Origin of the sequence: Streptococcus mitis (assembly GCF_023109515.1) — a bacterium.
GTDB lineage: Bacteria > Bacillota > Bacilli > Lactobacillales > Streptococcaceae > Streptococcus > Streptococcus mitis_CS.
In genome coordinates this window covers 101,192-123,676 of sequence record NZ_JALDUM010000003.1, presented here as the reverse complement: position 1 = coordinate 123,676, position 22,485 = coordinate 101,192, and the positions used below count along the sequence as shown (strand labels likewise).

At 39.0% G+C, this 22,485-nt stretch carries 26 protein-coding genes; 6 read left to right on the top strand and 20 right to left on the bottom strand.

The window, feature by feature from the left end; translation table 11 throughout:
- Positions 1-262: 262 nt before the first annotated feature.
- The 5 genes from M1G05_RS08165 to M1G05_RS08145 all read right to left on the bottom strand — a co-directional run bounded on the left by M1G05_RS08165 (position 263) and on the right by M1G05_RS08145 (position 3,272).
- Complete coding sequence (locus M1G05_RS08165) at positions 263-1,300, bottom strand: DUF6568 family protein (protein WP_247953511.1); 1,038 nt, start codon at positions 1,298-1,300, stop codon at positions 263-265.
- 160 nt (positions 1,301-1,460) lie between these two features.
- Complete coding sequence (locus M1G05_RS08160) at positions 1,461-1,865, bottom strand: immunity protein (protein ID WP_247953510.1); 405 nt, start codon at positions 1,863-1,865, stop codon at positions 1,461-1,463.
- Between the two features lie 19 nt (positions 1,866-1,884).
- The gene (locus tag M1G05_RS08155) at positions 1,885-2,121 is read right to left on the bottom strand and encodes a Blp family class II bacteriocin (protein ID WP_033684811.1); all 237 of its coding nucleotides are present in this window, start codon (positions 2,119-2,121) and stop codon (positions 1,885-1,887) included.
- 200 nt (positions 2,122-2,321) lie between these two features.
- Entirely contained in the window at positions 2,322-3,011 is a 690-nt protein-coding gene (locus tag M1G05_RS08150; RefSeq protein WP_247953509.1) for a CPBP family intramembrane glutamic endopeptidase, read from the bottom strand.
- Positions 3,012-3,035: 24 nt separating this feature from the next.
- Positions 3,036-3,272, bottom strand: a complete 237-nt coding sequence (locus M1G05_RS08145; protein WP_247953529.1) for a bacteriocin class II family protein — start codon at positions 3,270-3,272, stop codon at positions 3,036-3,038.
- Between the two features lie 281 nt (positions 3,273-3,553).
- Between M1G05_RS08145 and blpA the strand changes: the two genes are divergently transcribed.
- The 3 genes from blpA to blpC are packed head-to-tail and all read left to right on the top strand — an operon-like array spanning position 3,554 to position 7,291.
- A complete protein-coding gene (gene blpA / locus M1G05_RS08140) occupies positions 3,554-5,707 on the top strand; it encodes a peptide cleavage/export ABC transporter BlpA (RefSeq protein ID WP_247953508.1) in 2,154 nt (717 codons plus the stop codon).
- Positions 5,708-5,717: 10 nt separating this feature from the next.
- Complete coding sequence (gene blpB, locus M1G05_RS08135; RefSeq protein WP_247953507.1) at positions 5,718-7,079, top strand: peptide export ABC transport accessory protein BlpB; 1,362 nt, start codon at positions 5,718-5,720, stop codon at positions 7,077-7,079.
- Positions 7,080-7,135: 56 nt separating this feature from the next.
- Positions 7,136-7,291, top strand: a complete 156-nt coding sequence (gene blpC, locus M1G05_RS08130; protein ID WP_227325688.1) for a quorum-sensing system pheromone BlpC — start codon at positions 7,136-7,138, stop codon at positions 7,289-7,291.
- 42 nt (positions 7,292-7,333) lie between these two features.
- On the opposite strand, the gene M1G05_RS08125 is transcribed toward blpC, so the two are convergent.
- Genes M1G05_RS08125 through M1G05_RS08115 form a run of 3 tightly spaced genes read right to left on the bottom strand, consistent with a single transcriptional unit; the run spans position 7,334 to position 9,768 of the window.
- Positions 7,334-8,674: a sensor histidine kinase gene (locus M1G05_RS08125; RefSeq protein WP_247953506.1), complete on the bottom strand. Its 1,341-nt coding sequence runs from the start codon at positions 8,672-8,674 to the stop codon at positions 7,334-7,336.
- Positions 8,675-8,687: 13 nt separating this feature from the next.
- Positions 8,688-9,425 (bottom strand): response regulator transcription factor, encoded by a 738-nt coding sequence (locus M1G05_RS08120; protein WP_247953505.1) that lies wholly within the window; start codon positions 9,423-9,425, stop codon positions 8,688-8,690.
- A gap of 4 nt (positions 9,426-9,429) precedes the next feature.
- Positions 9,430-9,768 (bottom strand): LytTR family DNA-binding domain-containing protein, encoded by a 339-nt coding sequence (locus M1G05_RS08115; RefSeq protein ID WP_084861871.1) that lies wholly within the window; start codon positions 9,766-9,768, stop codon positions 9,430-9,432.
- Between the two features lie 276 nt (positions 9,769-10,044).
- Here M1G05_RS08115 and M1G05_RS08110 point away from each other — a divergent pair, with 276 nt between their 5' ends.
- Positions 10,045-10,374, top strand: coding sequence for a helicase BlpT (locus M1G05_RS08110; RefSeq protein ID WP_084861873.1), 330 nt, complete (start codon positions 10,045-10,047; stop codon positions 10,372-10,374).
- A gap of 61 nt (positions 10,375-10,435) precedes the next feature.
- Here M1G05_RS08110 and M1G05_RS08105 read toward each other — a convergent pair whose 3' ends face one another.
- Both M1G05_RS08105 and M1G05_RS08100 read right to left on the bottom strand, forming a co-directional pair.
- Positions 10,436-11,485: an ABC transporter permease gene (locus M1G05_RS08105; protein WP_247953504.1), complete on the bottom strand. Its 1,050-nt coding sequence runs from the start codon at positions 11,483-11,485 to the stop codon at positions 10,436-10,438.
- A complete protein-coding gene (locus M1G05_RS08100; protein WP_004257505.1) occupies positions 11,482-12,213 on the bottom strand; it encodes an ABC transporter ATP-binding protein in 732 nt (243 codons plus the stop codon). Before M1G05_RS08100 ends, M1G05_RS08105 begins: the two co-directional genes overlap by 4 nt.
- Positions 12,214-12,280: 67 nt before the next feature.
- Between M1G05_RS08100 and M1G05_RS08095 the strand changes: the two genes are divergently transcribed.
- Together M1G05_RS08095 and M1G05_RS08090 are read left to right on the top strand one after the other, a co-directional pair.
- On the top strand, positions 12,281-12,691 hold the full coding sequence (locus M1G05_RS08095; RefSeq protein WP_004257502.1) for an HIT family protein: 411 nt from the start codon (positions 12,281-12,283) through the stop codon (positions 12,689-12,691).
- A gap of 9 nt (positions 12,692-12,700) precedes the next feature.
- Positions 12,701-12,988 carry a hypothetical protein gene (locus M1G05_RS08090; RefSeq protein ID WP_084928138.1) on the top strand — a complete coding sequence of 96 codons (288 nt, stop codon included), beginning with the start codon at positions 12,701-12,703 and terminating at the stop codon, positions 12,986-12,988.
- A 339-nt stretch (positions 12,989-13,327) separates the two neighbouring features.
- Here M1G05_RS08090 and dnaJ read toward each other — a convergent pair whose 3' ends face one another.
- The 10 genes from dnaJ to glnR form a co-directional block, all read right to left on the bottom strand.
- Entirely contained in the window at positions 13,328-14,464 is a 1,137-nt protein-coding gene (gene dnaJ / locus M1G05_RS08085) for a molecular chaperone DnaJ (RefSeq protein ID WP_001066308.1), read from the bottom strand.
- 321 nt (positions 14,465-14,785) lie between these two features.
- Complete coding sequence (locus M1G05_RS08080; protein WP_247953503.1) at positions 14,786-15,226, bottom strand: hypothetical protein; 441 nt, start codon at positions 15,224-15,226, stop codon at positions 14,786-14,788.
- 1 nt (position 15,227) lies between these two features.
- Complete coding sequence (dnaK, locus tag M1G05_RS08075) at positions 15,228-17,051, bottom strand: molecular chaperone DnaK (protein ID WP_000034667.1); 1,824 nt, start codon at positions 17,049-17,051, stop codon at positions 15,228-15,230.
- 385 nt (positions 17,052-17,436) lie between these two features.
- On the bottom strand, positions 17,437-17,961 hold the full coding sequence (grpE, locus tag M1G05_RS08070; protein ID WP_000046040.1) for a nucleotide exchange factor GrpE: 525 nt from the start codon (positions 17,959-17,961) through the stop codon (positions 17,437-17,439).
- Positions 17,962-17,987: 26 nt separating this feature from the next.
- On the bottom strand, positions 17,988-19,022 hold the full coding sequence (gene hrcA / locus M1G05_RS08065) for a heat-inducible transcriptional repressor HrcA (protein WP_000255754.1): 1,035 nt from the start codon (positions 19,020-19,022) through the stop codon (positions 17,988-17,990).
- Between the two features lie 160 nt (positions 19,023-19,182).
- Positions 19,183-19,686: a DUF2812 domain-containing protein gene (locus tag M1G05_RS08060; protein ID WP_049488037.1), complete on the bottom strand. Its 504-nt coding sequence runs from the start codon at positions 19,684-19,686 to the stop codon at positions 19,183-19,185.
- Positions 19,687-19,720: 34 nt separating this feature from the next.
- The gene (locus M1G05_RS08055) at positions 19,721-20,296 is read right to left on the bottom strand and encodes a DUF2812 domain-containing protein (RefSeq protein WP_247953528.1); all 576 of its coding nucleotides are present in this window, start codon (positions 20,294-20,296) and stop codon (positions 19,721-19,723) included.
- Positions 20,296-20,616, bottom strand: a complete 321-nt coding sequence (locus M1G05_RS08050) for a PadR family transcriptional regulator (RefSeq protein ID WP_031233152.1) — start codon at positions 20,614-20,616, stop codon at positions 20,296-20,298. Before M1G05_RS08050 ends, M1G05_RS08055 begins: the two co-directional genes overlap by 1 nt.
- 119 nt (positions 20,617-20,735) lie before the next feature.
- Entirely contained in the window at positions 20,736-22,082 is a 1,347-nt protein-coding gene (gene glnA / locus M1G05_RS08045; protein ID WP_033676218.1) for a type I glutamate--ammonia ligase, read from the bottom strand.
- Between the two features lie 35 nt (positions 22,083-22,117).
- Entirely contained in the window at positions 22,118-22,474 is a 357-nt protein-coding gene (gene glnR / locus M1G05_RS08040) for a MerR family transcriptional regulator (RefSeq protein ID WP_247953502.1), read from the bottom strand.
- Positions 22,475-22,485 lie beyond the last annotated feature (11 nt).

The following is a 22,485-nucleotide window of genomic DNA, read 5'->3' as shown; positions in this document are numbered from 1 at the left end:
CTTAACAATGTTAGTATACTACTATTCTTTGAAATTTTCCATCCAAATCATAAATAGTCATCAAAACATCTTGAGGCGTTAAAATAATCGAAAAAGAAAGCATTTCGGAAATACTTGACCTTTTATCATTCAGTTCATATACAGTTATAATCTTTTATATATAAAATAAATACACCTATCTTCTCACTCTTGTCTATAGGCAAATGTTAGCTATATGTTATTACAAACAAATAGTATCATTTCACCTGTTTACCATCTATTTTTATTTATGAATTTTTTGTTTCACTTTAATCATTACAGAAGCCATAAAAAACGCGACAGCCAGTCGAAGCAGTTGGTAACTTTCTTCCTCTCCTGTTTTCGGTAATAATTTTTCATTCGAAGTAATAGATTCGCTTACATAATCAGCATCCTTAACATCAGTTAAAGAAGTTTTATTTTCTTGAGCAACATCAAAAATAGGTTTGGGAGTTTCCAATTGATTCTTATTGTCTAACATTGCTAAATTGTCAGATTGAGTAGTTTTAGCTTTAGAAGTTGAATTTGTACTCTCCACTTTCCCACTATTTTCACTATTAGATTTGGGATTATCATTGGATATTTTCATTTCGGTTCTTTTTTCATCACTCATACCTTTGCTGTCACTCACAACTTTGTCACTAATACTCATGCTGTCATTTCTGGTTTTCTCATCACGGACACTTTCAGTTACTGTCTCTTCAGAAGATTTCACTGTCTCCGCTTGCTTAGGTGAGTTTCTCGAGTACATATAATCATACACCTGTTGTGCAGTTGCTCCGCCACCAACCCATCCAGATATCGGATGTCCATTTTTTAAATACAAAATTGTTGGTGTTCCTGGAATACCGACTTTTTTAAATAGAAACTCTCTCGCTTCCCCATCAAAATCCTTACCATCCAAATCATAATACTCTAACTTCTTTTCAATCAAGTTATTAATTTCTTTCAATTCAGGAGAAAATTGACGACAATGAGAGCAAGTTTTTCTACCAAAATAAATAGTATGTTCCAATTGGTCCTCTGTAAAAGATTGACGTACAGCTTCAATATCTACCTTTTTAAAGTCCGCAACATTCTGTTCATACTCTTCGGGAGTTACAACGGAAGGTTTATGCTCCACCTTTTCCTTAGCCGATGGCAAATCTGGTGCCACAACAGAACTATCATTCGCCTGGATAGATGAAGTAGTAGGCTGTTCTTCTGCATATACAACACCCGTAGTAATAGATGCAAATACAAGTGGTACAAGTAATAGCGATTTTATCTTTTGTTTCTTCATAAGAATACTCCTTTACATTTGTTATCTTTATCTTACCTTATTTAAGATTACAAATTCATATAAATCTTAAATGGTCATCGAAACATCTTGAATTGCAAAAAATTCATTATAAAAGGGTAAGTATTTCAAAAACACTTACCCCTTTATACTTCATCAAGCTCTACTTTTTATAATACTTCAAGCCCCAAATGAGTAAAAACATGACAACCAAGCAGAGAATAGCGCCAATATAAGCGATTATTTGTTGGTAAGATTCTCCTGCTGTAATACCTCTATACAAACAAATGATAGACATAAATCCTGTCAAGCCGATATACATAAGTTGATTGGTTCTAGGACTAACCAAATCATCATCTTCAAACTCTCTTACCCTCATTTCCCTAGTGAGATAAACAGTAGCCAAAATAGAAGCCAAGTTAATAACTACTAAAAGAAATTGGAAAACTACGGAAAAATTTAAAAACTGACGAGATAGAAATAGATAAGTAGAAACAACCAAAGGTATCTGTCCGAACAACAACCTCACTAAGAAAACATTGTGTTTTGTTGCAAATATTTTTTTCATTACTATCTCCTTTCCTATGCTAACAGGTAAGTGCACCACCAATCCCACCTAGCACAGCACCAATTGCTCCTGTTCCTATAGCATATGGTCCCAATAGAAATGTCGAACCATAAGTTGTTGCATACCCATCAAGTGCGCCATATGCAATCCCTGCTCCACAAGCAATTGTTCTTCCCCAATCAATATCTCCACCTTCAACGCAAGCAAGCATTTCATTATCCATAACAGAAAATTGTGACATCATTTTTGTATCCATGATAAATACTCCTTTTTTATTTTTAATTTTTGTCCTGTTGCAACCTTGACAGTTTAAGTATAGCACTGTTTTTAAAATTTTCTTATCTAAATCTTGAATTGTCATCGAAACGTCTTGAATTACTCAAAGAGTACAATCTTCTCAATCAATCTGTTCAGTTTTTATTTCATTTCCCAATAATTATTTTTACTCCACTATTTTTAGCTAAATACCCTATGTAGAAAAGTGAGCAAGAATGGTAAGTTTGCGATGATATTATTAACAATATGAATCGAATAAGAAGGATAGATACTCTTCGTATAACGTGTTAGACAGGCAAATAGACAGCCCACTGCCGTATAGACAAAAATATCTGCAAGACTTGGCAAGCTAGAAAAGTGAGGCAAGGCAAATAAGAATGACGGAAAGAGAAGATCCAGCCCCCACCTCGAATTCTTAAAGAAGGCATGTTGAAGCAATCCCCTACATACCAATTCTTCCATCAGAGGCCCTAGTACGATTAAGGTTAGGTAAACACCAAACTCCGCAAAATTTGTCTCACTATAGGCAATAAACAAATTCCACCCTTCATTGGTTCCCTGAACGTGTTTAGCTGTCAGATAGTTAAAGCAGATAAGCACAACAGCTGCTAACACCGTCATAACAGAATAGCTCAACCACTTTTTCCTAGGGATACGAAAGAGATAAGCATGACCCGACCTGACTAAAATCCAAATCATCAGGCCGATAAAGAGAAGGCTGATGATGTTTCGAATCCAGATAAGATTTCCTACCCAAGACGAAAACTCCCAATAATTTCTCCAAAATTGGGTTGTCCAAGACAGTCCGAAAAAAAGAAACAAATAAGAAAGAATTGCACTCGTTTTGAAAAGAATGGGGTGTTTTTTCATAGCAATCCTCCCTTAATAGCTTTTTTATCCCATTTTACATAAATGAAATCCTGCCCCTATGTACCCAATATCATGATAACCACGTGGACAATAACCACTGACAGGAAATGGACCCATGTTTTTCAATGGAAACGGATAAGGATTAGGTAAAGTGTTACTAGGGTCATAATGTCCAATATTTTCATTTATATCTCCACCTTCAACGCAAGCAAGCATTTCATTATCCATAACAGAAAATTGTGACATCATTTTTGTATCCATGATAAATACTCCTTTTTTATTTTTAATTTTTGTCCTGTTGCAACCTTGACAGTTTAAGTATAGCACTGTTTTTAAAATTTTCTTATCTAAATCTTGAATTGTCATCGAAACGCCTTGAATTAGCTTTTTATTTCAAATCACCTCTAAATTTTTTAAAAAAAGATAATTTCTAATCACTTTTTTACCATTCAGGAAATTTCAATGACTATTCAAGATTTTATAAAATATGAACTTATTATTATGGCATAATATATCTATCTACTATATGAAAGGACTTGCCAATGACTTCTTATAAACGTACATTTGTTCCTCAAATAGATGCGAGAGACTGTGGTGTCGCTGCCTTAGCCTCGATTGCTAAATTCTATGGTTCAGATTTTTCTCTAGCTCACTTGAGAGAACTTGCAAAGACCAATAAGGAAGGGACGACTGCTCTTGGCATTGTAAAAGCCGCAAATGAAATGGGATTTGAAACAAGACCTGTTCAAGCAGATAAAACGCTCTTTGATATGAGTGATGTCCCCTATCCATTTATCGTTCACGTTAACAAAGAAGGAAAACTCCAACATTACTATGTTGTCTATCAAACAAAGAAAGACTATCTGGTTATTGGTGATCCTGACCCTTCTGTAAAAATCACCAAAATGTCAAAAGAACGCTTTTTCTCTGAATGGACTGGAGTAGCTATTTTTCTAGCTCCCAAACCCAGCTATCAACCCCATAAAGATAAAAAGAATAGTCTACTAAGCTTCCTTCCTCTGATTTTCAAACAAAAATCTCTCATTGCTTACATTGTTCTCTCAAGCTTATTGGTCACGATTATCAATATCGGTGGTTCTTATTATCTCCAAGGAATCTTGGATGAATACATTCCAAATCAGATGAAATCAACTTTAGGAATCATCTCAGTTGGTCTGGTTATAACCTATATCCTCCAGCAAGTCATGAGTTTCTCCCGAGATTATCTCCTAACTATTCTGAGTCAGAGATTAAGCATTGATGTGATTTTATCCTATATCCGCCATATTTTTGAACTTCCTATGTCTTTCTTTGCGACACGTCGTACAGGAGAAATCATTTCACGCTTCACAGATGCTAACTCTATTATAGATGCCTTGGCTTCTACTATTCTTTCTCTTTTTCTGGATGTTTCTATTCTGATTCTTGTAGGGGGCGTCTTACTGGCACAAAACCCTAATCTCTTCCTTCTTTCTCTTATTTCTATTCCTATATACATGTTCATCATCTTTTCTTTTATGAAGCCTTTCGAAAAAATGAACCATGATGTCATGCAAAGTAATTCTATGGTTAGCTCTGCCATTATCGAAGATATCAACGGGATTGAAACCATCAAGTCGCTCACAAGTGAAGAAAATCGCTATCAAAATATAGACAGCGAATTTATAGATTATTTGGAAAAATCCTTTAAACTCAGTAAATATTCTATTTTACAAACGAGTTTAAAGCAGGGAACAAAATTAGTTCTGAATATCCTTATCCTATGGTTTGGCGCTCAATTAGTCATGTCAAGTAAAATTTCTATCGGTCAGCTGATTACCTTTAACACACTTCTTTCTTACTTTACAACTCCTATGGAAAATATTATCAACCTCCAAACCAAACTCCAATCTGCGAAGGTCGCTAATAACCGTTTGAACGAAGTCTATCTAGTCGAATCTGAATTTCAAATTCAAGAAAACCCTGTTCATTCACATTTTTTGATGGGCGATATTGAATTTGATGACCTTTCTTATAAGTATGGTTTTGGACGAGATACCTTAACAGGTATTAATCTCACGATTAAACAAGGAGATAAGGTTATCCTAGTTGGAGTCAGTGGTTCTGGTAAAACAACTTTAGCCAAAATGATTGTCAATTTCTTTGAACCTTACAAAGGACATATTTCCATCAATCATCAGGATATTAAAAACATTGATAAAAAAGTCTTGCGCCGTCATATTAATTACCTTCCCCAACAAGCCTATATCTTTAATGGCTCTATTTTGGAAAACTTAACCTTGGGCGGTAATCATATGATTAGCCAAGAAGATATTCTAAAAGCTTGCGAATTAGCTGAAATCCGTCAAGACATTGAAAGAATGCCTATGGGTTATCAAACTCAGCTCTCTGATGGAGCTGGTCTATCAGGAGGACAAAAGCAACGAATCGCTCTCGCTCGTGCTCTTTTAACTAAATCTCCTGTTTTAATACTAGATGAAGCTACTAGCGGTCTTGATGTCTTGACTGAGAAAAAAGTTATAGATAATCTTATGTCCCTAACTGATAAAACCATTCTCTTTGTAGCCCATCGTCTCAGTATAGCCGAACGAACCAACCGTGTCATTGTTCTTGACCAGGGGAAAATCATTGAAGTTGGTAGCCACCAAGAGTTAATGCAGGCGCAAGGTTTCTACCATCATCTATTCAATAAATAAGGAGAATGTCATGAATCCTAATCTTTTTAGAAGCGTCGAGTTTTATCAGAGACGTTACCATAACTATGCGACAGTGTTAATTATACCTCTTTCATTACTATTTACTTTCATCTTGATTTTCTCCCTTGTTGCTACAAAAGAAATTACTGTCACTTCCCAAGGAGAAATCGCCCCTACAAGTGTCATTGCATCTATTCAGTCAACCAGTGATAATCCTATCCTTGCTAATCATTTAGTGGCAAATCAAGTAGTTGAAAAAGGTGACTTACTCATCAAATACTCTGAAACAATGGAAGAAAGTCAGAAAACTGCCTTAGAAACTCAAGTACAAAGACTTGAGAAGCAAAAAGAAGGACTTGGAATTTTGAAACAAAGTTTAGAAAAAGCGACTGATCTTTTTTCTGGCGAGGATGAGTTTGGCTACCATAATACCTTTATGAATTTTACTAAACAATCCCATGATATTGAACTGGGTATCACAAAGACTAACACCGAAGTTTCAAATCAAGCCAATCTTGCCAATAGCAGTTCATCAGCCATCGAACAAGAAATTACAAAAGTTCAACAACAAATTGGAGAATATCAAGAGTTGAGAGATGCTATCATAAATAAAAGAGCACGCTTACCAACTGACAATCCGCACCAGTCAATTTTGAATCGTTATCTTGTAGCCTCACAAGGACAAACACAAGGAACTGCAGAAGAGCCATTTTTATCTCAAATTAATCAAAGTATTGCAGGTCTGGAATCATCTATCGCAAGCCTCAAAATTCAGCAAGCTGGTATCGGAAGTGTAGCAACTTATGACAATAGTTTAGCGACCAAAATTGAAGTACTTCGTACTCAATTTTTACAGACAGCTTCTCAGCAACAACTAACCGTGGAAAATCAATTAACAGAATTAAAAGTACAACTAGATCAAGCGACACAGCGCTTAGAAAACAATACCTTAACCGCTCCAAGTAAAGGTATCGTTCATCTGAACAGCGAATTTGAAGGTAAAAATAGAATTCCAACTGGTACAGAAATTGCTCAAATATTCCCTGTCATCACAGATACAAGAGAAGTACTAATCACTTACTACGTATCTTCTGACTATCTACCTCTACTAGATAAAGGACAAACTGTAAGATTAAAACTGGAGAAGATTGGAAATCACGGCATTACCATCATCGGCCAACTTCAGACAATTGATCAAACTCCTACCAGAACAGAGCAAGGTAATCTCTTTAAATTAACCGCTCTTGCAAAACTATCTAATGAGGATAGTAAACTCATCCAATACGGCTTACAAGGTCGCGTCACTAGTGTAACTGCAAAGAAAACATATTTTGATTATTTCAAAGATAAAATGTTAACCCATTCTGATTAATTTTCAGATAACACTCTAGAACTATTTATTATCTTATCAAAAAGGAGAATCATAACATGGATAAGAAACAAAACCTAACTTCATTTCGAGAACTAACAACTACCGAACTCAACCAAATTACAGGTGGAGGATGGTGGGAAAAACTCTTACATGAAACAATTTTAAGTAAATTTAAAATCACAAAAGCACTTGAACTACCTATTCAGCTATAAAAAATAAGACCGAGTAACAAGAACTCTCGGTCTTATTTTTTATCATTCTGTATGTATTATAGTAAACACCTGACGAAAGACTTGATTTTGGCAGGTGGTATTTAGACTGGTATTAGGATGACTTTCCACAATTTTCATAACGGTATAGAGACCAACTCCTCTCTCCTCCCCTTTAGAACTTGCTCCAAAGGAGAAGATTTCAGAAAGATCGATGCTCTCTTCTTTGATGGAGTTTTCAATGATAAAGGTCTCCTGTGCTCCATTTTTAAAAAAAGCGATTGAAACATGAGGTTGACTAGCCTCTGCACTGGCTTCAATAGCATTGTCACAAAGGATAGACACAATGGTTAGAAAATCAAGCAGACTCATCCCCTCAACCTGAATCTCCTCAGGAACTTCGACATTAAAGATAATCTTCTTATCTCTCGCTTTTAGAAATTTCCCTGCTAGGAGACTTTTGAGGGCACGGTCACGAATATTCACCAATCTGCCCAGGTCATATTTATTGTCCTGCAATTTTTCACTAGAATCCTTTAAGACCGAGTCGTAAACCTCTTTTATCTGTTCCATATCCTCCTCTTCAATGCCCAGACGTAAGCTGGTCAAAAGATTGGTATAGTCATGGCGAAAACTCCGAACTTCCTTGTAAAGTTCCTCTATATGCCGACTATAGCGTTCCATATCTCTATAGCGCAAGACCTGCTCTCGGTTCAGTTTTCCCTGAAGTTTTTCCTTCAAATAGGTATCTAATTTCTTGATAACCCCCATAAAAAAGAGTAGATAAAATACTAGAATGAAATGGCGAACTGTCGTTGATTGAATACCTTGTCGGTATTCAAGGTAAGATAGACTTTGCATCACTAGATAATAAGCCCCCATTACCCAGTTAATCTTAGTAAGAGACTTTTGAAAACCTTTATCTAGAAACTCCTTTCTCAATCTAGTGAAATCATAGTCTAACCATTTCAAAAAGACTAAAACTATGAAGCAAACGAATATCATAATCAATAAAAAGATAGGATTGCCATCCCCATCTACAATTCCTTGCCCCAAAAATGGAAGCACAAAATAGGAAACACCTCTGTAAAAGAGCTCTACTAATATCATTGGGAAGAGACCATAAAAAATAAGGATTTTTTTAGGAAGCCCTCTTAACAATAAGAAAGATAGACCTATACCGAACAAAGGTTCTATAAAATAGGACAAATATTCACTTACATCCAAAAATTGAAAAGTCGCAAAAATGGCCCCTAGAAGAAATTTCAGAAGAAAAGCTTTAAAAATCCTCTCAAAAGTGAGACCAATTCCATCTACCTTAAAGAAAATGACAATTTCTAATCCATTAATAACAAGAAAATACAACAATATCCAAGCAATGTTCATAAACTCTCCTAACTCAGTGTAAGTTATTGATAGCCTCAGACACTTCCCTGACCTTATAACGCGCTATCATACAGCTCCCACCATTGGGAAAGAAAAGCAGTTTTTCTTTCTTATCCAAACGCACCACATTGGCAGGATTAATGAGAAAAGAGCGATGGCACTGCAAGAGACGGGGTTCCTGCTTGAAAACCTCCTCTAGACTAGCTGTAAATTCCAACCTGTCTGTCTTGGTATAGAGAATAACACGATGGGCTCTGGGCGATGTTTCAAGATAATAAACCTCTTTAAAAGGATACTGGAATTGGGCAAATTTTGATTTAAAGTAAAAGCAATCTTCCGCCAGACTTTTACTATCTTGACTATTGGCATAGAGGAGGGCTGTCTCGATACGAGATTCAAACTCCTCTGCCGAAAGAGCCTTATCAATGTAGTCCAAAGCAGACACTTGGTAGCGAAAGGACAGGGGCATAAACTCCGAGTGAGTCGTCAAAAAGACAATCAGGGCATAAGGATCCCGATTCCGAATCTTTCTAGCCACTTCCAGACCCTTCATCTCCTCATTTCGAATCTCAATGTCCAAAAAGAATAGCTGATGGGCCCCCTTCTCATGCACATCTGCCAGTAGCTGGTCTGGCTTACCAAAGACCTCAAAAGAGCTAGGAATGATATGATGTTCCTTCAAAAGTTTCTCAATGGTCGTTTCAATTCTAGCTTGTTGGGAAAAATCATCTTCTAAAACAAATATTCTCATCTTCTTACTCTCCTTGTTTCAACCATTTTTGACGAATTTCTCTATAGCGACGTCTAGCATACTTGACAGCGTATTGACCTTCTTCTCCAAGAAAAAGGATTCTTTCTTGAAAATCAATCGATTTTACTTTATCAAGATTGACCAAACAATTTCGATGACACCTCATCAAGGTTTCTCCATATTGGTTCTCAAGATTACTTAAATTTTGAACCATATTAAAACTAGCCTCTTCTGTAACAATCTGTACGGTATGGGCTTTAGTTGGATGTGCTTGGATATAGTAGATATCGTCGACGTTTACTTTATAGACTGTTTTCTGTGTCTGAATAATCATATGTTTCATTGGATTCTCCTCCTAAGAAAAGAATAACAGAAAAGGTCTAACACAAGCCCACCCAATCCTAAACAGTCTTTGAAAACTCCTAAAAGGACTATTTTTCTACAACATCATGATGAGCTTACAACTATTTTATCATAAAATCTTAACAGTACCATTCAGGAAATTTCAAGGACAATTAAAGATTTGAAGGTGAAAAAGGAGATAAAAGTGATAAACTGACAGTATCAAAATACAATTGCTAGAAGTAAGACTGGCACCCAGATTAAAGGAGGAATTCTCATGACAGATGCAGACCCTATCAAAAGAGCTCAGACTTTGATTACTGACTTAAACAAAGCCTATCAAGCATGCAAACAGGCAACCGCTGACGACGTCCGCTTTCAGGAGCAATTAAACTCTATTCTTGGCTTTCTAGCCAAGGCTGAAACAGTGGATAATCGAGTCTTGATTGAACTGGAAAAATTTTACCAGACTTCCAGTCTTCTCATGGGACTCAGCGCTCTTGATCCAGATGCTCCAACTCGCGCCGCTTGGCGGGCCTATGACCGCTTCCACTTTGACCAAGTCAAGACCAAGTTGAGTCTCTACGGACCAACCATTATCTTGTAGAAAATAAAAGAAGCTGAGACAAACTGAACTCAACTTCTTTTTTAGTATCATATAGGCAATGTTAGTCCTGCATCTGACGTTTTACCTGATAAGGTAAGTACAAGACTAGTAAAACCAAACCTGCACCCAGCAAGGCTAGAAGGGCTAGTTTTTCTTGGAAGGTAATCAACCCAACAACTAATTCCACCAGTAAAACAAAACTGGTCAATCCTCGGACTACCACCTGCAAGCCTTTTTCCTTTTGCCCCTCGTCCAGCGGAAAGAGTTGGGTCAAATACTGGTAGTCAAAGGCGTGATAGAGGGCCAGCAACTGGAAGAGCAAGAGGTAGTTAAAGAGAACCACCACTGCTGTCGCAATCCAAGCTTGCTCGATAAAAACCTGCGCCAGTATGGAAAGCAAGAGCAGACGAAGACTGAGGGCAAAGAGGTCTCCATTTCGCAGATAAGAACGCAGATAGAGATTTTGCCAAATCTTCCCAGGCACCTTCTGAACAGCCTTTAGGATAAAGTCCAGATAGGCACGACGCTTGACGCTGTTTGAAATTCCCTTGACCTGCGTAAAGAGGGCAAAGAAGCGAAGCAAGACTTGCTTACGCTTACTTTCTTGGGAAATAACATAGTCCCAGTCCAGTCCAGTTTCAGTGAAAAATTTGCTGGCCTTTTGACGAAAGAGGAAATATTTACCTACTCCCAATAAAAGCACATAGACCAGAAAAACAGGCAAACCATAGCCCATTGCTAAAAATAAGGGCGCAAACAATAGCAAGAAAAGGGTTTGGACAAAGAGCCAAAAGACTAGGGAAATGGCAGTTTGAAGCTTGAGATGGCTCTTGATTTCCTCTTCTCCAACCAAGAGAAAGAGCTTGTCTGGAGCCTCCATATAGGTGGCAATTCCTCCCCAAAGCAAAAGTAAAACAGAGGTAATTCCTATAAACAAAAGGATAGGCCAATGGTTTTCAGGAAAATGTTGCAAGAGTTGACTGTACTGGTAGGCTAGAAAGCCCAGCAGGACAAGCAGGAACAAGACAAAGTGATCATTGAGAACATAGCGCAGATAACCGACACACTCCTTACGAAAAGCCTGCTTTCTCTTTAAAAACAAGTCTTTCATAGCTCCTCCTCTTTGGTCAGAGCCAAGTAAATATCATTCAGACTAGCCTCAGGCATGTCAAAGGCTTCGCGTAGTTGCAGGAGATTTCCCTTGGCGCGCACCTCTCCCTTGTGGAGAATGACGAAGGCATCACACATCTTCTCCGCTGAATCCAGCACGTGAGTACTCATGAGAATAGACTTACCCTTTTGCTTTTCCACTTCCAAAAGCTGAATCAAGTCTGCAATAGCCAGCGGATCAAGACCAAGGAAAGGCTCATCCACGATGAAAAGACTTGGATCCACCACAAAAGCACAGATAATCATGACCTTTTGCTTCATCCCTTTTGAAAAATGAACAGGGAACCAGTCTAATTTCTGGTCCAGACGAAACATTTTTAACAAGGGCTCTACTAGGTCAAAAGCCACTTTCTGCTCAATACCATAAGCCATGGCAACCGTTTCGATATGCTCTCTGAGGGTCAATTCCTCATAAAGACTAGGTGTCTCAGGAATGTAGCCAATTTGCTTGCGGTAGTTAGTCGCATCTTCTTGCAGGGTCAAGCCATTGATATTGATGGAACCACTATAAGGTGTCAACAGACCGATAATCTCATTGATGGTCGTTGATTTTCCTGCACCATTGAGACCAATCAAACCAACCAACTGCCCACTTTCAACAGTAAAGGACACATCTTTCAAGACAGGGACATGAACATAGCCACCTGTCAGATTTTTAATTTCTAACATATTTTCTCCAAATCTGGTATAATGTAGCTATATTATATCAAAATTCAATACAGTAGAGGTAGATTTTATGTCAGATTGCATTTTTTGTAAAATCATCGCAGGGGAAATTCCTGCTTCAAAAGTATATGAAGATGAGCAAGTTCTTGCCTTTCTTGATATCTCTCAAGTGACACCAGGACACGCCTTGGTCGTGCCAAAAGAACACTATCGCAATCTCTTGGAAATGGACGCTACTAGCGCCAGCCAACTCTTTGCCCAAGTACCAAAAGTAGCTCAAAAAGTCATGAAAGCTACCAATGCTGCTGGTATGAATATCATTGCCAACTGTGAAGAAATCGCAGGGCAAACCGTCTTTCATACCCACGTTCACCTCGTGCCTCGCTACAGTGCGGACGATGACCTCAAGATTGATTTTATCGCCCACGAACCTGACTTTGACAAACTTGCTCAAGTCGCTGAAACCATCAAAAACGCATAAGGAGTTGTTATGAAATTATCCAACCTACTGCTATTTGCAGGAGCTGCAGCCGGAAGTTATCTGGTCACAAAAAATCGCCAAACCATCACAGATGAAGTCTTGAATACCACTGACCGCGTTCAAGCTATCAAGGACGATGTGGATATTATCCAAAATAGCCTGCAAATCATCGACCAACAAAAAGAACTCATCAAGGAATATCAAGAAGACCTGACTTACAAGTTTAAGGTCTTGGAAAAGGATATCCAGACCAGACTAGCTGTCATCAAAGAAACACAGGAAATGGAAGATAAGTAAAAAGAGCCAATTGGCTCTTTTTAGTTTATAGATTTTTTAAGACTTTCCTTAAGTAATGACGGACGGTAGCGACCTTCTTCGAAGTTCCATACCTAAACTTTGAGCCTAGGTCTCAAAGTTTCCAAACACCTGAAATCAAACGGTTTCAGGTGTTTTCATTACGGCGGAAAGTCTGGGAAAGTATTTGATTTATACTCAATGAAAATCAAAGAGCAAACTAAGAAACTAGCCGCAGCTTGCTCAAACACTGTTTTGAGGTTGTAGATAAGACTGACAAAGTCAGTCACATATATACGGCAAGACGACGTTGACACGGTTTGAAGAGATTTTCGAAGAGTATTATTCTCCTTCAAAGGCATCTTTAATATGGTCAAAAAAGCCTTTTTTCTTTGGATTGACTTTTAAATCACCAGCAGCTGCGAATTCCTTCAAGGCTGCTTTTTGGCGGTCGTTCAAGCCTGTCGGTGTTACGACATTAACGGTAACGTATTGGTCACCAACTGCACCGCCACGAAGGCTCGGAGCTCCCTTACCACGTAAACGGAATTTCTTACCAGTCTGAGTTCCCTCTGGGATAACCAATTCAACATCACCGTGAACAGTTGGGATATCAACTGTGTCACCAAGAGCTGCTTGGACAAAGTTGAGGTTGAGATTGTAGAAGATAGTCGTTCCTTCACGTTCAAACTTATCGCTGGCTTCCACAGAAACCACTACATACAAGTCACCATAAGGTCCACCGTTAAATCCAGCTTCACCTTGACCCGCTAGGCGAATTTGTTGACCAGTTTCCACACCAGCAGGAATTTTGACATGTACGCTATGCGCTTGTTTTTCATGCCCTGTTCCGTGACATGTTGTACATGGATCTTTGATTTCTTTTCCGCGACCGTGACAGACATCACAGGTTACTTGGCGACGCATCATACCAAGTGGAGTCTGTGTATCGACGTTAATGACACCAGCGCCATGACAGCGTCCACAAGTGACTGGACTTGTTCCTGGCTTAGCACCTGAGCCATTACATGTACTACAGCTTGCTTCACGATTGTATTTAACCTCTTTTTCAGCTCCAAAAATAGCTTCTTCAAAGGTCAAGTTCACACGATACTGGAGGTCATCCCCCTGACGAGGAGCATTTGGATTGCGCGAAGCACCGCCTCCGCCGAAGAAACTTGAGAAGATATCTTCAAAACCACCGAAGCCTCCTGCCCCGTCAAAGCCGCCGAAACCACCTGCACCACCAAAGCCACCATTGGCACCAGCCGCACCATATTGGTCATAGGCTGCCCGTTTTTGGTCGTCACTCAAAGTCTCATAGGCTTCCTGAACTTCCTTGTATTTTTCCTCAGCACCAGGCTCCTTATTGATATCTGGGTGATATTTTTTCGAAAGCTTACGATAAGCCTTTTTGATTTCGTCTGCCGAAGCGTTTTTTGACACCCCCAGACGATCATAAAATTCAGTATTGTTCATACAAGATACCAAGACCGTAAAATTCGACTGAAAAATAGGAAATCTGACGCTGGAGCGATGCTCCTAGGCAGATTTATCTTTTTTCCGAGAATTTAGGTCGGGTTCAATTCCTTTCTTTTATATTGAGTAATAAATTTGGGAACCCGTGTTCAATTCCCTGAACACCCTTATTCCTTTCTATTGATGTTCTGAATCGAACCTCGATTTAGGTCGGGTTCAATTCCTGTATTTCATATTGATGAGACAAACCCCAAATAAATCAGATTTAGTCCCTTTTTATCGAAAAACAGAGGCTGGGTTGCAACCTCTGTATCCAGATAACTACTTTGAATAATGTTCAAGAAAATAGAGTAGTTTTTTCAGTTTAGTCTGTTCAATTTGCTTCCGGCTATTTGGTCTGTGTTTTACTGTGTAAACAATTACAATTAATACCAATGCTATTCCGACAATTATCAAAGGAGTACTAACTTTAATATCGTCACTAATATTTAGTTTAAACCCAGTTATTACAAAACCATATAGTGTAATTACACTAGATATTATAGCCGGTACAAATATCGAATACCATGCATTTGTGAAAAAATTTTCTTCCAAAGACTGTCTTTCATGTTCCACAAAAATTACTTCTTTATAATTTTCAAGTTCTTTCTTTGACTTATTATAAAAATATCTTCTAATTTCACCTTTTGATGCTTCTATATTTTTTTTAGCAGAATCATGAAACGAATTATAAACCTCTTGATCTGTTCCAGTAAACTTCATCTTACTTCTCCGTAAACTCTCCGTCTACGACGTCATCGCCTGCGTTTCCTGTTGCTTGTGCGCCTTCTGCTCCTGCTTGAGCTTGTTGCGCTGCTGCGGCTTGTTCGTAGAGTTTAACAGCAAGTCCTTGAGCTTTTTCGTTCAATGCTTCAAGTTTTGCTTTCATTTCGTCCAAGTTGTTGTCTTCTTGAGCTTTCTTAAGGTCATCAAGGGCAGCTTGGGCAGCGTCACGTTCTGCGTCGAATCCTTTGCCTTCAGTTTCCTTGATTGTCTTTTCAGTCGCAAAGATCGCTTGGTCTACTTCGTTACGAAGATCTACTTCTTCTTTACGTTTCTTATCTGCTTCAGCGTTAGCTTCTGCATCTTTCATCATACGGTCGATTTCTTCGTCAGTCAAACCTGAGTTCGATTGGATCACAATAGTTTGTTCTTTTTGAGTTCCAAGGTCTTTGGCCTTAACAGACACGATACCGTTCTTGTCGATGTCAAATGTTACTTCGATTTGAGGAATTCCACGAGGTGCAGCTGGGATATCTGTCAATTGGAAACGTCCAAGAGTCTTGTTATCTGCTGCCATTGGGCGTTCACCTTGAAGAACATGGATATCAACGGCTGGTTGGTTGTCTGCTGCAGTTGAGAAGACTTGTGATTTAGATGTTGGAATTGTTGTGTTACGGTCGATGAGTTTTGTGAAGACACCACCCATTGTTTCGATACCAAGTGACAATGGTGTTACATCAAGAAGGACAACGTCTTTGACATCACCAGTGATAACACCACCTTGGATGGCAGCACCCATAGCAACTACTTCGTCAGGGTTTACTGATTTGTTTGGTTCTTTACCAGTTTCAGCTTTAACAGCTTCTACAACGGCTGGGATACGAGTTGAACCACCAACAAGGATAACTTCGTCGATTTCTGACAAGCTCAAACCTGCATCTGAAAGGGCTTGACGAACTGGAACTTTTGTACGTTCTACAAGGTCACGAGTCAAATCGTCAAATTTCGCACGAGTCAAGGTCATTTCCAAGTGAAGAGGTCCAGCCTCACCTGCAGTGATAAATGGCAAGCTGATTTGAGTTGAAGTCACACCAGAAAGGTCTTTCTTCGCTTTTTCAGCTGCATCTTTCAAACGTTGCATTGCCATCTTGTCAGTAGACAAGTCAATACCGTTTTCTTTCTTGAATTCTGCCACCAAGTGGTCAATGATTTTTTGGTCAAAGTCGTCACCACCAAGTTTGTTGTCCCCTGCAGTTGACAATACGTCGAAGACACCGTCACCCAATTCAAGGATAGATACGTCGAATGTACCACCACCAAGGTCGAATACCAAGATTTTTTCTTCTTTATCAGTCTTGTCCAAACCGTAAGCAAGAGCGGCTGCAGTTGGTTCGTTGACAATACGTTCTACTTCAAGACCAGCGATTTTACCAGCGTCTTTTGTTGCTTGACGTTGAGCATCGTTGAAGTAAGCTGGAACTGTGATAACTGCTTTCGTTACTTTTTCGCCAAGGTAGTCTTCAGCGTAGCCTTTCAAGTATTGAAGAATCATAGCTGAAATTTCTTGTGGAGTGTATTCTTTTCCATTAGCAGAAACTTTTTCAGAAGTTCCCATCTTAGATTTGATAGAGATGACTGTATCTGGGTTTGTAACTGCTTGACGTTTTGCAGCATCACCAACGATGATTTCGCCGTTTTTGAATGAGACTACAGATGGAGTTGTACGGTTACCTTCTGGATTTGCGATGATTTTGCTTTCAGTTCCTTCAAGAACTGCTACTGCTGAGTTTGTTGTACCTAAGTCAATACCGATAATTTTAGACATGTGTTTTTCTCCTTAAATTTTAATTCGAATTTTGATTTTTTGATATTTCCCCTAAGTGGTGGGGACGTGAGCAACTCCCTACGGGATTTCATCACTTATTTTTGAGCCTATTGTCTCAAAAATCCCCTGTTTCAGTAGCTTTTGCTACTGAAACTTTCACCACGGTGGGAAATATCTTCCTTGCAAGCCTCCGGCTTGCCTCTTATCTTTCTTTCATAGTTTAGTGTCGTTTCGGACAAGTTTTCTATTATATATGTTGCAACCGTCAGAATTGCCTAATCGAACACGCCCTAAGCTCTGGGTAAAAAAGATAGATTTCCTTGTGTTCATCGAACACTTCGTCAATCTCCTATTTTTACTGTGAGCTTTTTACGGGCTTTGTATCTTAGTTGTACACCACTACCATTGCTGGGCGTAGGATGCGGTCATGGAGTTTGTACCCTTTTTGGAAAACTTGAGCGATGGTATCTGCTGGGTGTTCATCGTCTGCTGGGAGAGTTTGGATGGCCATATGGTAGTTATGGTCAAATTCACCGCCAGCTGCGATTTCTTCAATTCCTTCTTCTTTCAAAGCATGAATCAAGCTTTCTTGCACCATTTCCAAGCCCTTCTTCACATCATCTGTCAAACCTTCAACTGCGAGTGCACGCTCAAGGTTGTCCAAAGAAGGGAGAATCGCTTTTGCCAAGTCCTGGCTACGATAACGTTGCAAGTTTTGACGCTCTTCATTGGCACGGCGTTGGATATTTTGCATTTCTGCATGAGCGCGAAGGTATTTATTTTCGAACTCATCTGCACGTTCATTTGCCAAGTCCAATTCAGACTTCTCAGGAGTTGTCTCTTCTACCGTTTCCACAACTTCCTCTTCTTGAACTTCTTCTACTTCTTCATTTTTTATATCTTGGGCCATTTTCGCCTCCTTTAATGATTTCAATCTTAATGTACTTCGTAATGATTACTGCTGAGATAGCGGTAAAAATCTGTCAACTTCATGGTCAAAACACGATTGACTACATTGACTTGGTTGATTAGCTGTTGGTAATCCAGATTGACGGGGCCGATAATCGCTAAAATTCCAACTCCCCGATAAGGAATGAGGAACTTGCTACTAATCACCGCTAGGTCAGCTAGACAGGACTCTTGACTGTCTGCAACACGGACATTTTGCATCTGATCTTCATGCAGACCTTCACGAATCTCCAAGGCCACCTTTTGCGGTTGGTCAAAGAACTGATAGGCTGCCAGATTGGCAAAATTCAAGAGATTGACCTTACCCGCCACCACAATATTTTCGTTGAACATTTCCTTAAAGATATGTTCAAAGAGATCGATAACATTATCCGTTGTTGTGAAATAACGCTGGATAATCTGCGGAATCTCCGTCCGAATCTTGTAGTGAATATCTAGAACTGTGTGACCGAGGAAACGTTCCTGAATGATTGCCTTCAGTTTCAGCAAATCTTCCTGCAAGAAATTCCTTGGAATCAGAAACTGACTTGTAACCGTTCGAGACTCGTCTAGGGTGAATACCGCCAAGGCTGTATGTTGCCCCAAAACAACGATATCAAAGGCTGTCAAACGTTGCCTGCTCGGCTCAACATCCAGTGCCACTACCGTACAGCCACTCAAGTCTGTCAGTAGATTAGCAGCCTCTTGCAGAATATCCTCCAATTTGAAAAATTCCTGGTCAAAGGCTTTGACAATCTCATATACCTCATTTTCAGCTAGTCGGTCAAAATCCAGTGAGTGTTTTACATAGTACTGAAAACCAGCAACACTTGGCATCCGACCACTTGAAGTATGAGCCTTCTCAAGCAAACCTTGCTTTTCTAGAGCCGCCATGTCATTACGAATGGTTGCACTGCTAGAGTTAATAGACTCTTGCAAGGCTTTGGAACCGACAGGTTCGTGCGTTTTGGTAAAGATGTCAATAATCAGATTTAGAATATCCTGCTGACGCTCTGTAACCACCTCATCACTCCTCTCTGTCTGATCGATTAGCACTCGATACACTCAAGTGCTAACTTATGATTCTATTATACACCCTTAAAAGAGAATGTCAAGATAAAAACTCAAAAAATTAGCACTCTTTTACCAAGAGTGCTAAAAATCAGTCTGAAGACCTAGAGCCCTACCTTCCATCTACTTGGTATTTCCTTTTAAGTCTAAAAAAACCATAGATTAGATAAGAAATCATAAAGGCATATAGAGCAAAAATGACAAAGAAAGATTGCGACAGTTCTTCTCGAAACAAACTCATACAAACAACAAGACCGCCTGAGAAAGCAGCTGTACATGAACGAAGTCTAGATCGCATAACTTCCCATCTAAGACCCTTGCTCATATCCTCCGGAAGTAAATCAAAAGATGATTTACGAAGAATTGAACAAGAACCTGCTTCTATCAATTCCCAATCTCTATTTCTAAAATCTTGCAGTTCATGCTTATGCTTTTTAAGAAATCTAGAATCATAGATACAGTAGATAACATCGTCTGGTTGACATTGGTCAAAATAGAATAAACCAAAACGACTAGTTTTATACCTCCAACCTTTCAAATGCATCTCATGTAAATATTCTTCTTCCTTGTCCAAATCAACAATGGTGAAAATTCGAAATTGCTTTTTATTTATCATGACTTTCCCTCCAATTTTGAGCATACCTACCCTATCATAAATTTGATAATTCCTTCTTTTTATGCCATAACTTCCAGCTAATATAGGCAACTATTAACAAAAGGATTAAAGACAAGAAAATATCGAACCCAACCACAAGAAATCCCCATAGACCATACGCATTACTTCTATTGAGCAATTTAAGTAAGAATGGTATATGTATGGCTAGCAAAAGTAAAACAGGTACTAATCGCAGTCTTAAAATGCGATTCACCATAGCTAACTTCCCAGCAGCTTCATTATAGATTTCAAATTCTGCATTCGATTCAATTTCAGAATGTGCTTTTCTAAAATAGGAAAAACTATTAAAGTCTGTAATATGCTCCCAGCCACAGTCTTTAAATAGTTGTAAATAGGAGGCTCTCTCTGATTTTTCCATTGGGTAAAAATCCAACTGATAAGACACTTGCTCAGGCTGACACTTTTCAAAGGTATACTTAACTGCAAACAATAAGATAGAATAGCTTACTTTCCTAAGTTTCCAGCCCTTAGCATGCATTTCTCTAAAGTATAGAGCCTCCCTCTCATAATCCGCAATTGTAAAAATTCGATAAACAATTTTCTTTTCCATCATCCTTCCTCCCGACTGTTTCTATAGAGTCGTTCAATACGTTTCAATTCAATATCTAAGACTTTTCGTCCCAAGTCTGTTATCTGATAGATTTTCCGTTTTTCCTCTTCTCGGACAAAGGAAATCAAACCATCCTTTTCCATCTTTGACAAGGTTCCATACATAGTTCCAGGACTAATTGAAACTTGCAAATCTGTCATCTCCTTGACCTTTTGCGTAATACTATAACCATGACCTTCCTTTTGCAGACAGAACAAGATATAAAAGCCCGTTTCCGTCATCGGAAGATAAACTCTACGAATCTTATCCGTTAATTCCATTTATAACCACCTCCTATTCAGTTCGATATATCGCACTTCGTTATATAAAATATATCACACCTCGATACAAAACACAAGAAAAAAGATCACCCTCAGGCAATCTTTCTTCTATATTAGTATTAGTAAAGGTCTAAATAATTATCAATTTCCCATTGTGAAACGAAGGTTGCATAACTTGCCCATTCGATTCGTTTGGCTTCAAGGAAACTAGTATAGATATGTTCTCCAAGAGCTGCTCTGACAACTTCATCTTCTGTCAAAGCTTTCAAAGCGTTGTGAAGAGTTGATGGAAGGTCTGTAATACCAGCTTCCTTGCGCTCTTCCGCTGTCATGATGTAGATATTTTCTTCGATAGGAGCTGGTGCTTCGATTTTATTCTCAATACCATGCAAACCAACTTCCAACAGCACAGCCATAGCGATGTAAGGGTTCGCCATTGGATCCACTGAACGCAACTCAAGACGAGTTCCCATACCACGTGAAGCAGGCACGCGCACAAGTGGCGAACGGTTACGACCAGCCCAAGCAATGTAAACCGGCGCTTCATAACCTGGAACCAAACGTTTGTATGAGTTAACCGTTGGGTTCATGATGGCAGTATAGTTGTAGGCATGTTTGATCAAACCACCAAGGAAATGGTAGGCCGTTTCTGACAACTGCATTCCTTTTGGATCATTTGGATCAAAGAAGGCATTGTTTCCTTCTGCATCAAACAAGGACATATTACAGTGCATACCTGATCCGGCAATACCAAATTTTGGTTTGGCCATAAAGGTTGCGTAAAGACCATGTTTACGAGCAATGGTTTTAACAACAAGTTTAAAGATTTGAATCTTATCACAAGCACGGAGAACTTCATCGTACTTAAAGTCAATCTCATGCTGTCCAACCGCAACCTCATGGTGACTCGCTTCTACTTCAAATCCCATTTTGGTCAAAACATTCACAATCTCACGACGTGTATTGTCCGCAAGATCAGTAGGCGCCAAATCAAAGTAGCCACCCTTGTCATTCACTTCAAGTGTTGGATCTCCATTTTCATCAAGCTTAAATAGGAAGAATTCTGGCTCTGGCCCAAGGTTGAAGGACTTGAATCCTACTTCTTCCATGTGATGAAGAGCACGCTTCAAATTGCCACGAGGGTCACCTGCAAATGGTTCACCTTCTGTTGTATAGACATCACAGATCAAACCTGCAACACTTCCATTTTCATCTCCCCATGGGAAGACTGTCCATGTATCCAAGTCTGGGTACAAGTACATATCCGACTCATTGATACGTACAAAACCTTCGATAGAAGATCCATCAAACATAGCCTTGTTTGACAAGACTTTATCTAACTGTTCATCTGTAGCAGGAATTTCGACGTTTTTCATGGTTCCCAAAATATCTGAGAACATGAGACGGATAAAGGTAACATTTTTTTCCTTGACTTCACGACGAATATCTGCAGCTGTGATTGGCATGAGTTTTCTCCTTAATTATGACTACTTGCGGTTGCTTAACCGCGACCAAAAGGTGACCGTACTGAAGCAAAGCGACTCTGTTGGAGGAGTTCATTGTGAAGTGCACGACGCACCTCAGTCTGACTCACCGCTTTCTTGGATTTCGCTTCACGTTCAGCATATTTTTTCTTAATGGCAGCGATATTATAACCTTCAGAGATATAATCTTTGATTTCAAGCAGACGATCCATGTCATTCAAGGAATACATGCGACGGTTTCCTTCGTTTCGATCAGGTTTAATCAACTCTTGATCTTCATAATAACGAATCTGACGCGCCGATAGATCGGTCAACTTCATAACACTGCCGATAGGAAAAACAGCCATATTTCGGCGAAATTCTTTTTCCTTCATTTACAATTTCC

Coding starts and splice junctions, on each gene's coding strand:
- M1G05_RS08160 (WP_247953510.1), bottom strand. CDS start 1,865: ATGAAAAAAATATTTGCAACAAAACACAATGTTTTCTTAGTGAGGTTG.
- M1G05_RS08110 (WP_084861873.1), top strand. CDS start 10,045: ATGACAGATGCAGACCCTATCAAAAGAGCTCAGACTTTGATTACTGAC.
- M1G05_RS08145 (WP_247953529.1), bottom strand. CDS start 3,272: ATGGATACAAAAATGATGTCACAATTTTCTGTTATGGATAATGAAATG.
- M1G05_RS08150 (WP_247953509.1), bottom strand. CDS start 3,011: ATGAAAAAACACCCCATTCTTTTCAAAACGAGTGCAATTCTTTCTTAT.
- M1G05_RS08120 (WP_247953505.1), bottom strand. CDS start 9,425: ATGAGAATATTTGTTTTAGAAGATGATTTTTCCCAACAAGCTAGAATT.
- dnaK (WP_000034667.1), bottom strand. CDS start 17,051: ATGTCTAAAATTATCGGTATTGACTTAGGTACAACAAACTCAGCAGTA.
- grpE (WP_000046040.1), bottom strand. CDS start 17,961: ATGGCCCAAGATATAAAAAATGAAGAAGTAGAAGAAGTTCAAGAAGAG.
- M1G05_RS08090 (WP_084928138.1), top strand. CDS start 12,701: ATGAAATTATCCAACCTACTGCTATTTGCAGGAGCTGCAGCCGGAAGT.
- M1G05_RS08050 (WP_031233152.1), bottom strand. CDS start 20,616: ATGGAATTAACGGATAAGATTCGTAGAGTTTATCTTCCGATGACGGAA.
- M1G05_RS08115 (WP_084861871.1), bottom strand. CDS start 9,768: ATGAAACATATGATTATTCAGACACAGAAAACAGTCTATAAAGTAAAC.
- M1G05_RS08095 (WP_004257502.1), top strand. CDS start 12,281: ATGTCAGATTGCATTTTTTGTAAAATCATCGCAGGGGAAATTCCTGCT.
- blpB (WP_247953507.1), top strand. CDS start 5,718: ATGAATCCTAATCTTTTTAGAAGCGTCGAGTTTTATCAGAGACGTTAC.
- M1G05_RS08060 (WP_049488037.1), bottom strand. CDS start 19,686: ATGATAAATAAAAAGCAATTTCGAATTTTCACCATTGTTGATTTGGAC.
- M1G05_RS08100 (WP_004257505.1), bottom strand. CDS start 12,213: ATGTTAGAAATTAAAAATCTGACAGGTGGCTATGTTCATGTCCCTGTC.
- M1G05_RS08055 (WP_247953528.1), bottom strand. CDS start 20,296: ATGGAAAAGAAAATTGTTTATCGAATTTTTACAATTGCGGATTATGAG.
- blpA (WP_247953508.1), top strand. CDS start 3,554: ATGACTTCTTATAAACGTACATTTGTTCCTCAAATAGATGCGAGAGAC.
- blpC (WP_227325688.1), top strand. CDS start 7,136: ATGGATAAGAAACAAAACCTAACTTCATTTCGAGAACTAACAACTACC.
- M1G05_RS08080 (WP_247953503.1), bottom strand. CDS start 15,226: ATGAAGTTTACTGGAACAGATCAAGAGGTTTATAATTCGTTTCATGAT.
- M1G05_RS08125 (WP_247953506.1), bottom strand. CDS start 8,674: ATGAACATTGCTTGGATATTGTTGTATTTTCTTGTTATTAATGGATTA.
- glnA (WP_033676218.1), bottom strand. CDS start 22,082: ATGCCAATCACAGCTGCAGATATTCGTCGTGAAGTCAAGGAAAAAAAT.
- glnR (WP_247953502.1), bottom strand. CDS start 22,474: ATGAAGGAAAAAGAATTTCGCCGAAATATGGCTGTTTTTCCTATCGGC.
- M1G05_RS08165 (WP_247953511.1), bottom strand. CDS start 1,300: ATGAAGAAACAAAAGATAAAATCGCTATTACTTGTACCACTTGTATTT.
- dnaJ (WP_001066308.1), bottom strand. CDS start 14,464: ATGAACAATACTGAATTTTATGATCGTCTGGGGGTGTCAAAAAACGCT.
- M1G05_RS08105 (WP_247953504.1), bottom strand. CDS start 11,485: ATGAAAGACTTGTTTTTAAAGAGAAAGCAGGCTTTTCGTAAGGAGTGT.
- M1G05_RS08155 (WP_033684811.1), bottom strand. CDS start 2,121: ATGGATACAAAAATGATGTCACAATTTTCTGTTATGGATAATGAAATG.